Origin of the sequence: Mesorhizobium sp. WSM3862 (assembly GCF_002294985.1) — a bacterium.
In the GTDB taxonomy this organism is placed as follows: Bacteria; Pseudomonadota; Alphaproteobacteria; order Rhizobiales; family Rhizobiaceae; genus Mesorhizobium.
In genome coordinates, this window is sequence record NZ_NSGE01000007.1 from 117,781 (window position 1) to 131,523 (window position 13,743).

Sequence of the window (13,743 nt, forward strand, 5' to 3'; positions counted from 1 at the left end):
AATAGCGGTCAGTCGCGTTCCTTCTCGCCCCCCTCTGTCCTGCCGGACATCTCCCCCACAAGGATGGTGCGATTGCTTTCGGCAACTTTCAGCGTTTGGAGGAGGGCGCGACGCCCGAGCCGCCAATCTCCCCCCAAAGTGGGGGAGATGTCCGGCAGGACACGGGGGGCGCTGTCCCGCCAGCCTAGACGAACTTAAAACATCTGCGTGCGTCTCAGGATCCTCAAGCCATCTTCCCACGCGCCGCCACCGGCAGCGTTTCCAGCACCTTGTCGCCGTCGATCAGATGCACCTGGTCGAACAAATTCGTCACCACGCAGCAATGATCGGGAACCACGCGCACGCGCTCGCCAATGCGCAGGGCGGCGCCGTCTGAAAGCGTGACGTTGCCGTGCTCCTCGCTCAATCCGGTCACTCGCGCGCCGGGCATGCCGAGCAGCTCGCCGAAATCCGGCAGTCCTAGCGTATCGGAGGACAGAGCCTTGCTGCCGCTGTCGAGGATGGCGCGGGAGGGCGTCGGGTGGCTGACCACGGTGGCCAGCACCGTCAGCGCGCAATCGTCGAGCGTGCCGACGCCTTTGGCGACCTGGTAGCGGTCGAGATAGATGTAGGTGCCGGGCCTATATTCGGTGACGACGCTGTCCTCGCCCGAGCGCCACATGTCCGGCGTGCCTCCGCTGGAGATGCGCCGGCATTCGAGCCCGGCCGCCGCAAGCGTCTCGCGCGCGTTCCGCAGCCACGCCTCGGTTTCGGCGGCGCGGCCCGCCGCCGGATAAGTCATCAGCCCGCCGAGGGTCAGGCCCTTGGCCTGGTCGATCACTTTCGCCAGTGCAACCGCTTCGGCCGGGCTCTGCACGCCGCAGCGGCCCATGCCGGTGTCGCATTCGACCAGCACCGGCAGCGGGTGGCCGGTATCGGTGAAGGTCGCGGCTAGCCCTGCCAGCGTTTCGTGGCTGTCCGCCGTGACCGACAGCGTGACGCGGCCATGCAGTGCCTTCAGCCGCTCCAGCTTGGCGCGGCCGAGAATGTTGTAGGGCAGGAAAATGTCCTCAAGCCCGGCATCGGCCATCACCTCGGCCTCGCCGATCTTCTGGCAGGTTATGCCGACCGCGCCAGCCGCGACCTGCTTCTTCGCCCAGTAGGGCAGCTTGTGCGTCTTGATATGCGGGCGGAGCTTCAGCCCGTGGCGGTCGGCATGCGCCTGCGCCTTTGCGATGTTGGCCTCGGCGCGGGCCGCGTCGATCAGGATCGCCGGCGTGTCGAGATCGTCTATGCTTGCCATGAAGATCACCGTTCAAAAGCATGTCTCCCGAAAGTGGGAACCGGTTTCGGGATAAAGACATGCGCAATCAAAAACCCGTTGGGGTTATGGGCTTGATCGGGCCGGATGTCACGGGGCCAGAGCCGTCAGTTTGCGTCGACAGCGGACCGGCATTGCGATATTCGGGTTGGCAAATTTCAGCAGGCAGCGGCCGGAAGGAAAACGACCATGAAGCGCTCCAAAATCAACGACATCATCCGCGAAGCCGACGCCTTCAGCCGCTCGTTCGGCTACATCATGCCGCCCTTCGCCTACTGGTCGCCGGAAGAGATGAAGGCGCACAAGGCGGACTCCTCGGCCATTTTCAGCTCGCGTCTCGGCTGGGACATCACCGACTACGGCCAGGAGAAGTTCGATGAGCTTGGTCTCTTCCTTTTTACCGTCCGCAACGGCCGCTACGCGGACATGAAGCTCGGCATGGGCATGCTTTACGCCGAGAAGATCATGATCTCGCGCAAGGACCAGCTGTCGCCCATGCACCGCCACAACATCAAGGCCGAGGACATCATCAACCGCGGCGGCGGCAAGCTGGTGCTGGAACTGTTCATGCACGACCGCGACGGCGGCATCGATCCGAAGGCGGAAGTGTCGGTGCCGGTCGACGGCACCATCACCAGATTGCCCGCCGGCGGTCTCCTGAAGCTCGACCCGGGCCAGAGCGTGACGCTGCTGCCGGGCGTCTGGCACGCCTTCTGGGCCGAGGGCAAGGACGTGCTGATCGGCGAGGTCTCGACCGTCAACGACGACCTCACCGACAACGTCTTCCGCGATCCGATCGGCCGCTTCTCCAACGTCGAGGAGGATGTGGCGCCGGTTCACCTTCTGGTGTCGGATTATGAAAAATGGGTGGGGTAGGGCGAGGGCCTAGTCGTCCCACGCTGCTGAAAGAAGGTCCAGACACTGATAGTGCTGTCGTCCCGGTCGCTCGTGCTGTGCAGCGTGAGGACAATATCCACGGTGGGCGGCGCTTTGATCATGGCTGTGATCACGCGCGTCCCGTCGTCGGGTACGATGCCTATGCCCCAGGTCATTTCCCAATTTCCTCCGGCCTGCTGCAGTCGGGGAGTGGAATCTTCGAACTGCTCCCTCATCGACGCATCGTTTGGAAACGGTTCATCGGTGAGTTTTGCAAAAACCTCCCACGACCCGGCAACTGCTGCCTGAATGGCGCTTTCTATTCTGGCGCTCTCGGCTTGGCTGATTGTTTCAGACATACTGAGAGCTCCAATCTACCGCGCGTACTTGTCCGCCTTCCGATTGCCCAGCAGCAGCTTGCGCTCCAGGTGCGCGCGCAGCTCGCCGTAATAGGCGGTGAGGAAGGCCCTTGAATCGACCGGCTCGACCTTGGCGCCGATCTTGCGGCCTATCGTTTCCGCCACCGCTTTCATCGCGAAATAGTCGTCGCGGCGCAGCACTTCCTCCAGCTTGTGCAGCTCGGCGATGCCATAGGCGTCGAGCTGCGCGGCGCTGAACTGGAAGCGGGTCGCGACCGGATTCTTGCGCAGCGATAGATCTTCGAGCAGCGCCACCTTCGGCGCCTCGACCACCCAGGTTCCGGCGAGCAGGTCGCCGATCCGTAGCCGGTCGCGGTTGAAGAGCGGGAATAAGGAGAACAGCAGCGCCCACACCAGTCCGAAGATGGTCGACAGCGTGTCGGCGACACCGGCGCTGCCGCGCGCCGCTAGGATCGACAGCGGCAGGAACACCTCGATCTCGCGCATCAGGTTGCGCGCGATGACCTGGTCGAGGCTGAGGCCGGCGCCGCTGCGCGAAGCGACGCGGACGCCGACCATCCGCTTGCCGGGCGTCGCCGCCCGCCGGCCCGCCTCGAAGGCGATGAAATAGACGTTGCGCAGCAGGAAGATGAAAATGATCCAGACGATGAAGAGCGGTTCGGCGTCCTTCACGCCGAGCCCGCCCAGGCCGAAGATCGCGACAAGGCTGACCGCGACGGCGGCGACGACGATGATCACCACATCGAGCAGGAATCCCGAAGCCCGCGTCCCGGCATCCGCCAGCTTGACGCGCAGGTCCACGCCCTCCGGCGTGACCAGCGGGCGCACCAGCGCGGCGGGATTCCTAGCCGTTGCCATGCCGCACCATCCGGAACAGGTAGAAATAAGAAATCCAGAGCGCCAGCATGCCGCCGCCGATCGAATAGCGGGCGATATCGCTTGTGATCGTCTGCCGGCCGATGCCTTCGAGCAGGCCGGCAAACAGCAACATCACGACGACGCCGACCATCGCGGTAGCCGCCACGCGGCCCGCTCGTGAGGCCGCGGCCATGCGCGTCAGCTCGCCGGGAAAGGCGATGCTGGTGCCGATTCGCATGCCGGCCGCGCCCGCGATGGCGATGGCAAAAAGCTCCGTCGTGCCGTGGATCGACAGCCAGCCGCCGAGCTCGAAACCGAGCCCCTTGGCGGCATAGATCTGGAAGATGGCGCCGAGCATGCAGCCGTTCATCAGGATGATCAGCACGCTGGGCACCGCGAAGGCGAAGCCGAGCGCGAAGGCCAGGATCGACACCTGCGTGTTGTGGGTGAATAGATAAGCTGCGAAGCCCGAGAGAAAGTGGTCGCCGCCGCCATAAAGCACGCTGCGCAGCATCTCGGCCGACGAATCCGGATTGCGCCCGCCGGCGAGGCTCGGCGCGATGATGGCGTCATACCAGCGCTTGTCGGAGGCGACCAGCCAGTATCCGGCAATGGCGCCGATAACCGTGAGGGCGACCGATGCCCACACCTCGCGCCACAGGTCGCGGATCGCCGCCGGCCAGTCGTGCAGGAAGAAGTCGCCGATGCGCGTTCTCAAGGATCGCCGCGCGCCATAGAGGTAAAAATAGCCGCGCAGGCAGAGCGCTTCGAGATAGGCGACGAGCGCGCTGTCGAGCGAAGTGGCGCGTGCCACCGAAAGCGAGGACAGCGCCGAGCGGTAGAGCAGGGGCAGCGACAGCAGCTCGTCTTCCGACAGGGCGCGCGGCGCCCGCTTCTCGACGCGGGCAAGCAGCGCCTCGAACGCCTTCCAGTCGGCCTCGCGCTCCTGGCGGAAGCTTGCCAGCGACTGGCGGACGGCATCGGTGCCGGCGGGCAGCGTCATAAGAGGTTTTCCTCCTTGAGCTGGATATAGCGCTCGACCAGGGCGGGGCCGAGCCGCTGGTGGTCGGTCTCGATGACATGCGCGCCGAGCAGCCTGAGGCGTCCGATCACCACCTGCCGCTGTTTGAGCAGGTCGCCGGCGGTGACCGCGCGGGCCACGTCCTCCGGGGCGGTAGGCGCCATATCGGCCAAGGTCTCCAGCTCGACATCCTTCATCAGCATGAACAGCACCAGATGCCGCTCGGTCAGCCGCCCGACGGTGCGCAGCATCAGCTCGGCGCTGATCGGGTCGACGAAATCGGTGAACACGATGACCAGCGAGCGCCGGTCGAGCTTCGCGGCGAGCGTCGTCAGCGCCAGGGTGAAATTGGTCTCCTCGGTCGAATAGTCGATCTCGGCGGCGCGCTTCTGGATCATGGTGAAGCTCGGCGAGCCGCGCACGGCGCCGCTGGAAACGCGGGGCCTGGCGTCGAAAGAAAACAGGCTGACGAGGTCGCCGCCCTTGAGCGCAATGAAGGCGGACAACAGCGCCGCCGTCACGGCCCGGTCGACTTTCGGCACGCCCTCGACCGGCTCGCACATCAGCCGGCCACTATCGATGGCCAAGACGATGTTGTTGTTCTCTTCGATGCGGAATTCGCGGGCAAGCAATTTGCCGTGGCGGGCGCTGCGCTTCCAGTCGATCATGCGCCGGCCCATTCCGGGCTGGTAGTCCTTCAGCGCCTCGAACTCGCGGCCCTGGCCGGCGCGCTTCTGGGCATGCCCGTCGGCAAGAGCGGAACGCTGCAGCAGCGTGATCGCCTCGTCGCGCGCGCGGCTGACATCGGGCAGCACCGCTATCTTGCGGTCCACCGGCAGCACGGCCTGGTTCCAGACCAGCCCGAACGGCCCTTGCCAGCGCAGCCATAGCCGATCGAAGCTGGCGATGCCGCGCCGAACGGCGTCGAATTCGAGATCGAGCGTGCCGCCATTCGCCGGCAGCGTGCCGCCCGTTCCGTTGACCGGCGCCAGCCGCTGGTCATGCCCGACGCGCGCCTGCAGCCACCGCGTTCGCGCCCCGAGACCGGCCGCGATGTGCAGCGTGAAACGTCCGCCGACGCCGACCTGCGGCGGCGCGGTGAGCGTCGCGCTGAGCGACGCGCGTCCGCGCCCGGCCGCCGCGTCGACCGCCAAGAAGGCAAGCAAAGCGCAAATCCAGAGCAGCCCGAGATACCAGACATGCGGCAGCGCGAGCGCGATCAGGAAGGCGGGAATCGCTCCCGCCGCCGCCGCCCATACCGCTCTGCCGCTCGGATAGATCAACGCGGCGCTTCCGTCTGGTCGACCAGGTCGGACACGATCTGCTCGACCAGCCGTCCGTCGATCTGCGCCGCCGGCGAGAGGATGACGCGGTGGCGCAACGCCGGCACGGCTAAAGCCTTGACGTCGTCGGGGATGACATAGTTGCGGCCGTCGAGCGCGGCCCGGGCTCGCGCCGCGCGCGCCAGCATGGCGCCGGCGCGGGGACTGGCGCCGACCTCCAGATCCGGGCTTTTGCGCGTGCCGCGCACGAGGGCAGCGATGTAGCCGACGACGTCGTCGACCAGCGTGACGGCGCCCACTGTGGCAAGCGCCGCCTCCAGCGTCTTGCGGTCGGTCTGCGCCTTGATGCCGTATTGCTCGATATTGTGCGAGGCGGAGCCGCCGCCGTGGTGGATGATGATGGCACGTTCTTCCTGCGCGTCCGGATAGCTGACCCGGTGCTTGAACAGGAAGCGGTCGAGCTGGGCCTCGGGGAGCGGATAGACGCCTTGATGCTCGATCGGGTTCTGCGTCGCCACCACCATGAAGTTCTTGCCGAGCGAATGGGTCGTGCCGTCGAATGTGACCGCGTGCTCCTGCATGGCTTCGAGCAGTGCAGCCTGCGTCTTCGGCGGCGTGCGGTTGATCTCGTCGGCAAGCAGCAGATCGCAGAAAATCGGGCCGCGCGTCAGCGTGAACTGGCCGGTCTGGAAATTGTAGATGTTGGCGCCGACGATGTCGCCGGGCATCAGGTCGGGCGTGAACTGGATGCGCCCATAGGCGACGCCGAGCGCCTGCGCGAAGCAGCGCGCGGTCATGGTCTTTGCGGTACCGGGCGGACCTTCGAGCAATATATGGCCGCCGGCGAACAGCGCCGTCAGCATCAGATCGACCGTGTCGCGCTGCCCGGTGATCGCTTTAGCCACTTCTTCCCTGATCGCGCTCGCCAGGGCTTTCACTTCATCGACGTTCACCGAGCCTCCTTGCCGTCCAGTCATGCAGCTCTTCCGCTGCTTCATGCATTGCGGCCAATGTGTTGGAACCGTTCGCAGCCTTGAACCGCACGGTGAAGCCGTTCGCTTCATTTTTGTCGCGGGAATCCAGCCAGCGGTCCAGCGCTTCACCCTGCAGCCCGTGCGGCGCGCCAAGCAGCGCGGCGGCGCGCTGGCGCATCAGCGCGGCATAGCGGTCGCCGAGTTCCTGCAGCCGTCCTGCCCGCTTCAGGAGCATTGCCGTGGTGTCGACCAGCGCCTGCTTGCCGAAGGCGATGGCGCGACCCTCCGTGCGCGGCGGCCCGAAGCGACCGAGCCCGTGCAGGAAGGCGAGGGCAGCCGCCACCAGCACCGACAGCGTCAGCGCCAGGAAGGGCGGTTCGACCAGGAGCTTGCCGAGATCGTAGTTCTGGCCGATGCCGTGAAGCGTCAGGTCGAACATAACCGCGCCCTTGGCGGGCTCCAGCATGGCGATCATGTCGAGCGCCGCCGCCGCCTTTTGCGGATCCTTCAGCGCCGCGTTGTTGATGAGATCGGGATCGGTGAGGATGTAGAAGGGTTCGCTGTCGAGTTCGGTGAGAACAGCCTTGCCGTCACCCGCCGCAATCAGCGGATGATTGTCGGCTACCCATTGCAACTCCTCGGGCACGGCGATCTTGCGCCCCTCTACATCGATCCGATCGACCGATGGCTTGCCGTCGCCGAGCTTGGCCTTGGCGAGGCGACCGAGCCAGTCGTTGACCGCCGTTGCGGGCAGCCGCTCGACTTTCGTCTCCCAGCCCTCCTGGCCTGGCTGCGGAAAGGTGACCCATTTGGGCAGCACGAAAAGCGTGTGCTTGCCCAAGCGGAGCTTGATGATGCGCTGAAGCGCCGCCGGGTCGCTGTTGGGCGCGATGGTGACGATCAGCAGGAATGTGGATGCCAGGGGAGATTGCAGATCCTTCTCCCCGCGCGCCATGGGCGGCGCCTGCCCGTTGGTGAGCTTCAGCCATTCCACGAGCCCGGCATAGCCGGTGCCGCCCTTGGAGAGCGGTGTTGCGCCGCCCTGGGGCTGACGAAAGTCCGGAGCGTAGGTCGAGAGCAGGAAGAATCCGGCGGCCGCGAGCAGGCTGGCGAAGATGCCCCAGAACAGCGTCCTGCGGCTGAACGGCTCTTGTGCCTCTGTCGCCTCCGCGCTCATGCCCAGGCATCCCGGAAGGCAAAGCGCTCATAGGCGCCGCGCGCCTGCTGCCAGCCCTCGGCGCCGACCGGCCGGCGAGCGAACAAGGCGGCCTCGACGATGCGCGCGATCTCACTGAAGGCAGCGCGGGGGCGGGACGGGATGGAACCTGCGGCGGCGATGTCGCGCGCGGTCAGCGACGGGCGCAGGAAGTCGGGCAGGCGGCTGGCGATGTCGGCAACGCTGCGCCGGAGCAGCAGATGCACCGCCTCGTCATAGTCGCCGCGCGCGGCGAGCGCATCGGCTTCGGAGAGCAGGATCTGAGCCGCGCCGGCATCCGGGCGCCATTCCTCCTGCGCCTCCGCCTCCTTGCTCACGCGCCGCCACGGCAGCCGCCAGGCGATGCCCTTCGCCTCGAGCACGAGCAGGAACACGATGATTGCGACGCCGATGATCACAGCGCCCCAGAACAGATAGATCATGTAAGGGCCTAGCTTTGCCAGGGCTTCCAGAAAAGGCTTCAGCCATTCCGGCGGCTCCGGCCGCACCAGCCCCGGCAGGTCAAACTGGATCGAATCGTCAGCCAGCAGCTGCTTGTGCATCTTGGCCAGCCATTCGGCGTCCGCTGTGGCCGGCTGTGCCGCTGTCACCAACTCGCTCCCCTGCTACCCACGGGTTCGACACTGGCAATACCGCAGGACAATTGCAAGTGATTGGACGCGTCTCGTCAATACTGGCAGATTTGCTTTGGGGCGATAGGCTGGCGTGGAGCGGCCAAGCAGGGGAGGGCGTCATGACTTCAGCCGCGTTGGTACGGCAGGAGAAGTATCAGATCGGCCGAGTGTTCAACAACACTTTCTCCGTGATCGGTCGTAATATTGTACTCTGCGTTGGTCTTGCGGCGCTGTTTTCAGGACTACCGCAACTGGTCACCCAGCTCGTGCGTCTAAATTCCCATCCTGGAAATCCGGCCAATTTCGCCAAGGCTATCACGAACTACAAGCTCGGCTTCATCATTGGAACTGCGGTCATTGTAATGCTTTATCTCGCCTTTGCGGTTCTGTTGCAGTCGAGCCTCGTCCGAGTGGCGATCGAGGACATGAACGGCAAGAAGCCGACTTTCAGGGATTCCATCGCAACAGCGATCCGCTTCCTGTTGCCCACGGTCGCCATAGGTCTGCTTGTAGCGCTCGGCGTGGGCGCGGCCTCGATTGCCTTGCTGGTGCCCGGAATCATCCTCGGGCTCGGCTGGTCGGTGGCCGAAGTGCTGATGAGCGGCAGCCCCGCTGAAAGCCTGCCTGAAAATCGCCATCCTGGCCTCAAATCAGAGCGCGACCGTGAGCTTTTTCTGCAGCCGGCGGTTCTGGCTGACACCGGGAATACCCGAAACAATTGCAAGTCCACTGGACGGAGCTCGCAGTTCTTGGCAAATTTACTTTGAAGTTGCCGAATTGGATTCGGCGGCGGCTCGGGGGAAAGCTATCATGACCACTGCGACATTGGGACGACCAGGCAGATTCGAAATCGGCAGGGTGTTCAACAGCACTTTTGCCGTCATCACGCGCAACATAGGACTCTGCGTCGGGCTTGGGCTTTTGTTCGCCGGCCTCCCGACGCTGCTCATCAGGTTATGGACCCAACCGCAGATGGAAGCGGTGATGAATGGCGATCCGAGTGCCATGGCGGATCCGAACGCGATGCTGCGCAACTCCTATCTCAGCATCCTCGCGGGATTGATTTCCTTCGTCTTCACGCTGCTGCTCCAGTCGTCGCTGGTGCGGGCAACAATCGAGGATCTGAACGGAAGGCGGCCATCCTTCGGCGACAGCGTGCAGATTGCCATCCGCTTCCTGTTGCCGACGCTTGCGATCGGCCTGCTCGTCGGCATCGGCTCTGCGCTTGCGATGATCGCGCTGATCGTTCCCGGCATCATCCTGTGGCTCGGCTGGTCGATGTCGGTTCCCGTCCTCATCCAGGAACGGTTGGGCGTATTCGGCTCGATGTCGCGCAGCCGAGCGCTGACCAAAGGCAATCGCTGGTCGCTGTTCGGCCTCTTCCTCATCCTGGTCATCATCGCGATGGTCATCCAGTGGGGAATCCTGGTGGTGCTGCTTCTCTTCGGCGGGATCCTTGCCGAACTGGGCGCCGCCGTGGTGCAGGCCGTCGTCTCGATGGTGCTCTCCGTCGCCACCGCGGTCAGCTATGTCGAACTGCGCCAAGTCAAGGAAGGCACCAGCGTCGATGAGTTGGCGAAAATCTTCTCTTAGCAACGGCCGGGCCGCCTTCCACTTTGACGGCGGCCGCCCGCTGTCTCAACGACAACAGCAGTGGTCTGCCTGCATGCTCGTGCGGCAGAGGCATGACGATGTGATCGGCACGTCCGCCTTGGTCACCGCCAAAGCAAGTTTCGCCTACAAGCCCGGCAGCTCCTCGCTCTCGCGGCGCCGCTTCAGGCATTCGACCAGCCCGTGCAGCGCCCAGACATTGTCCGGATGCTGGGCGCAGCGCTGCACGGCGCCGCTGAGGCCCAGATCGTCGCGATAAACCTGCTCGGCCTCTGCCGCGTGGCCCTGGTCGAGCAAGAGAGCCGCCAGCGCGTGGCGTGGCGGATGCATCCAGGCCCACGGCTCGGTGTAGGAGAGGTTATCGTCGAGCTCGACCGCGCGCCGCAGGTAATCGTAGGCCTCGTCGTGCCGGCTCTGGTGATAGGCGAGCTCGCCATCGAGGAGCGCCGCGCCGACCGCGAGCGACGCCCGTGTCGGGTTGCTGAGGAAGCGGCGTTCGGGCGCAATGGTCTCGAGGTGCCGGTGGAACCGTTCGCGCTCGCGCTCGGCGGCCGCGAACTCGCGCAGCGTCGTATGTGCCACCCCCTTGGCGTAAAGCTGCATGGCCGCCGTCAGGACATAGAGCTCCGGCTCGCTGGTCATCGGCTCGTCGATGATCTCGCGCCAGCGACCGAAGCGCACCTGAACATGCGATGTCATGGCGTGGTAGCCTTCGACCGTCTGCGTCAGCTTCGGCCGTTCGCGAAGGCTGACGACGTCGCGCGTCACCAGGCTGCGCACCTTGTCGGCCGCCCACAGCGCCGGGCGGTATTGGCCGAGAAGCATGCAGGTGAACATCATCAGATGCAGGTCGTGGCAGCAACCGAGCAGGTAGTAGGTCGGCTCTCCGGCATAGGCGAGGTAAAGGTCGTTGGCGCGCACCGCCTTCTCGCTGGCGAGTTTCGCTTTCTCATACTCGCCGCAGAGCGTGTAGATATGCCCGGGCATATGGTTCATATGGCCGGCATCGGGGCACATCGTGCCGAGCTGGTCCGCGGAACGCATGCCGCGCTCGGGCTGCGTCGACATTTCCAGCAGGTGGATGTGGAGATGCAGGGTCGCCGGATGCGGCGTGGCGCCGGCCTCATCCGACAGCCGGATCGAGCGCTCGCAGATGTCCAGCGCTTCCAACACGTCGGAGTTCGGCGCCGGCCTTCCGGTCTTCAGGTCCCACAGCCGGCGCACCGTGCGCATCATCAGCGCTTCGACGGTCAGCGCCATCACGTCATGATCGTCGGGGAACTCGCGATAGACCTGACGCATCGCGGCCGCATAGGCGTCGTCCCATCTTTCGAATTCCGCCGTGCTCACGCCATGCGGCTGCTGAAAACGGGCGGCCAGCGCCTCGATCAGCCGCTGCTCGACAGGACTGGCGCCTGCCGCCTTCGAACGCGCGAGCTGCACATGGTCGAAGCAGCGCCTGGCGGCGCGGTTCGCCTCATCCTTGCCGTGCTCTTTCCAGGTGAGATTGTAAAAAGGCCCGGCGGCATAGGCGATGCCCCAATGCACAAGCGCGCAGTCCGGATCTGTCTCCAGCGCCCTCTCGAAACACTTGATGCCTTCCTCATGATTGAAGCCGTAGCACCAGTTCAGCCCAATATCGAACCAGCGCTGCGTCTCCGCCGAGGATGTGGATATAGGGCGCCGGTAGGTGCCGAGATCGAACTGGTCCATACCTTGCTGCTTCTTGCATTCCGAGCGGCGGGGGGCCGTCCGGCGCAATCTGAGCCGAAGGGCTGGAGCTTGGCAAATGCCAATCGGCCGGCGCGGCTCTGCCGAGCCACGCCGGCCCTTTCGGTCCTGGGAGGATTCAGGACTCCAGCCAAACCGTCTCGAAATGCTGCTCGAGCGCCTGGTGCTGCTCGCAGCCATGCACGCCCTTGCGGTAGGTGCGGTAGACCGAGCGCCAGTAGGGCTGGATGATGATGCCGGAGTCGCGCAAATTCTGCTCGATCTTGGCCATGATCTCCTTGCGCTGGGCGGCGTCCGGCGTCGCAAGTGCTTTATCGAGAAGCTCGTCGAACTCCTTGTTCGAATAAGCGCTTTCGTTCCAGGCCGCGCCCGATTTATAGGCCAGCGCCAGCACCTGGACGCCGAGCGGGCGGCCGAGCCATTCGGTGCAGGAGTAGGGGAACTTGCTCCAGTCGTTCCAGAAGGTGGCAGCCGGCAGCACGGTGCGCTTGATCTTGAGGCCGGCCTCGCGGATCTGGGCGGCGATCGCGTCGGCGGTGCTCTTTTGCCATTCGATGTCGACCGAGATCAGCTCGTATTCGTGGTCGGCCTTGCCGGATTCGGCCAACAGCTTCTTCGCCGCGTCGACATCGCGCTTGGCCGGGCCGATATCGGCGAATTCGGGATGCATCGGTCCGACATGGTGGTTATCGGCGGGCTTGCCCCTGCCGTCGAGGCCGAGCTTCAGCACGGCCGCATTGTCGACGGCAAGCTGGGCGGCACGGCGCACCTTGACGTCGTCATAGGGCGCGTTGCCGACATTGAAGCGCGCGACGATGGTCGAGCCGGTCGCGATCTCGGAATTTTCGAGCCCCATCTGCTCGGTCTGCGACACGGCGTCCGAGGCGGTCTCGTGGTCGGTGTCGATCTCGCCGGATTCGAAGGCCGACAGCATGGCATTGGGATCGGAGCCGTAGTCGACCCACTCGATGCCGTCGAGATAGAACTCGCCCTTCCACCACGGCTTGTCCTTGCGCTTCACCTCCGCACCGGTCTCGGCGTCCCAACTCACCAGCTCGCACGGGCCGGTGGTGATGGCCAAAGCCTTCTTCGGATCGGCATCGCCTTCATAGGAGCGGTGCATGATCAGCGCCGGATAGTCGGCCATGCCGGCGATCAGAGAGATGTCGGGTTTGGGCAGGTTGAGCTTGACGGTGTAGTCGTCGACCTTCTGGATACCGCCGTCGACCGGCTTCTTGGTATCGGCATTGACGAGCGCGCCCATGCGCGCGGCGACCGAATTGCCGGCGACCGAGGCATCGCACCAGCGGTTGAGGTTGTGGATCACGTCGTCGGCGTTGAAAGTGTCGCCGTTGGACCAGGTGATGCCTTTGCGCACGTGAAGCGTGATCGTCTTGGCGTCGTCGCTGGTCTCCCAGTTTTCGAGCAGCCAGGGCTCGAAGGTGAAGTCGGTTTTCCAGCGCACCAGATATTCGTTGCAGTGACGCGCGACATTCGACATCTCGACGCCGTCGAAAGTGCGCGGATCCTTGAAGCCCTTCACGTTCATGGCGACGCGCAGGACCCCGCCGCGCTTCGGCTCCTCGGCCCGAGCGGGCGAGGGAGTAAGGCCGCCCAGCGCCAGCGCGCCGGCGGCGCTGACGCCCAAGCCGGCCATAAGCGCCAGATACTCGCGCCGGCTGATCGCGCCCTTCTTGAAATCCTCCGCGGTCGGCTTTGCCCGCGGGTGCAGTTTTCTGTCGGTCAGCATGAATTTCATTGTCGTTCCCTCTATTGTTGGTGCAGGTCGCCCGCGCGGCGGCTTTTGGCGGCAACGACCTGCACGAAACCCAGGGCGCCCCCTTGCCGTCAGGCGCGGAGGCGGATACGGCCGCCGGGC

12 protein-coding genes and 1 pseudogene are annotated in these 13,743 nt (G+C 64.9%); 3 read left to right on the forward strand and 10 right to left on the reverse strand.

Going from position 1 to position 13,743, the window contains the following annotated elements:
• Positions 1–223: 223 nt before the first annotated feature.
• Positions 224–1,282 carry a D-TA family PLP-dependent enzyme gene (locus tag CK224_RS21840; protein ID WP_095783309.1) on the reverse strand — a complete coding sequence of 353 codons (1,059 nt, stop codon included), beginning with the start codon at positions 1,280–1,282 and terminating at the stop codon, positions 224–226.
• Positions 1,283–1,489: 207 nt separating this feature from the next.
• On the opposite strand from CK224_RS21840, the gene CK224_RS21845 reads away from it, so the two are divergent.
• A complete protein-coding gene (locus CK224_RS21845; protein ID WP_095783207.1) occupies positions 1,490–2,176 on the forward strand; it encodes a D-lyxose/D-mannose family sugar isomerase in 687 nt (228 codons plus the stop codon).
• On the opposite strand, the gene CK224_RS21850 is transcribed toward CK224_RS21845, so the two are convergent.
• The 7 genes from CK224_RS21850 to CK224_RS21880 are packed head-to-tail and all read right to left on the reverse strand — an operon-like array spanning position 2,155 to position 8,498.
• Positions 2,155–2,535, reverse strand: coding sequence for a hypothetical protein (locus CK224_RS21850; protein ID WP_067000555.1), 381 nt, complete (start codon positions 2,533–2,535; stop codon positions 2,155–2,157). The two genes, CK224_RS21845 and CK224_RS21850, sit on opposite strands and share 22 nt — an antisense overlap.
• Positions 2,536–2,550: 15 nt before the next feature.
• Positions 2,551–3,414, reverse strand: a complete 864-nt coding sequence (locus tag CK224_RS21855; RefSeq protein WP_095783208.1) for an RDD family protein — start codon at positions 3,412–3,414, stop codon at positions 2,551–2,553.
• Positions 3,401–4,417 (reverse strand): stage II sporulation protein M, encoded by a 1,017-nt coding sequence (locus CK224_RS21860; protein ID WP_095778594.1) that lies wholly within the window; start codon positions 4,415–4,417, stop codon positions 3,401–3,403. Before CK224_RS21860 ends, CK224_RS21855 begins: the two co-directional genes overlap by 14 nt.
• Positions 4,414–5,718 carry a DUF58 domain-containing protein gene (locus tag CK224_RS21865; RefSeq protein WP_095783209.1) on the reverse strand — a complete coding sequence of 435 codons (1,305 nt, stop codon included), beginning with the start codon at positions 5,716–5,718 and terminating at the stop codon, positions 4,414–4,416. The genes CK224_RS21860 and CK224_RS21865 overlap by 4 nt, the downstream gene beginning before the upstream one ends.
• On the reverse strand, positions 5,715–6,671 hold the full coding sequence (locus CK224_RS21870) for a MoxR family ATPase (RefSeq protein WP_095783210.1): 957 nt from the start codon (positions 6,669–6,671) through the stop codon (positions 5,715–5,717). The genes CK224_RS21865 and CK224_RS21870 overlap by 4 nt, the downstream gene beginning before the upstream one ends.
• On the reverse strand, positions 6,658–7,869 hold the full coding sequence (locus CK224_RS21875; RefSeq protein WP_095783211.1) for a hypothetical protein: 1,212 nt from the start codon (positions 7,867–7,869) through the stop codon (positions 6,658–6,660). The genes CK224_RS21870 and CK224_RS21875 overlap by 14 nt, the downstream gene beginning before the upstream one ends.
• Positions 7,866–8,498 carry a DUF4129 domain-containing protein gene (locus CK224_RS21880; protein WP_067330190.1) on the reverse strand — a complete coding sequence of 211 codons (633 nt, stop codon included), beginning with the start codon at positions 8,496–8,498 and terminating at the stop codon, positions 7,866–7,868. Before CK224_RS21880 ends, CK224_RS21875 begins: the two co-directional genes overlap by 4 nt.
• Positions 8,499–8,641: 143 nt before the next feature.
• Here CK224_RS21880 and CK224_RS21885 point away from each other — a divergent pair, with 143 nt between their 5' ends.
• Complete coding sequence (locus CK224_RS21885; protein WP_095783212.1) at positions 8,642–9,289, forward strand: hypothetical protein; 648 nt, start codon at positions 8,642–8,644, stop codon at positions 9,287–9,289.
• A 43-nt stretch (positions 9,290–9,332) separates the two neighbouring features.
• Positions 9,333–10,115 (forward strand): hypothetical protein, encoded by a 783-nt coding sequence (locus tag CK224_RS21890; RefSeq protein ID WP_095783213.1) that lies wholly within the window; start codon positions 9,333–9,335, stop codon positions 10,113–10,115.
• 45 nt (positions 10,116–10,160) lie between these two features.
• On the opposite strand, the pseudogene CK224_RS21895 reads toward CK224_RS21890, so the two are convergent.
• Together CK224_RS21895 and CK224_RS21900 are read right to left on the reverse strand one after the other, a co-directional pair.
• Positions 10,161–11,846: pseudogene (locus CK224_RS21895) on the reverse strand (hypothetical protein).
• Positions 11,847–11,982: 136 nt separating this feature from the next.
• Positions 11,983–13,623 (reverse strand): ABC transporter substrate-binding protein, encoded by a 1,641-nt coding sequence (locus CK224_RS21900; protein WP_095783214.1) that lies wholly within the window; start codon positions 13,621–13,623, stop codon positions 11,983–11,985.
• Between the last annotated feature and the right edge of the window lie 120 nt (positions 13,624–13,743).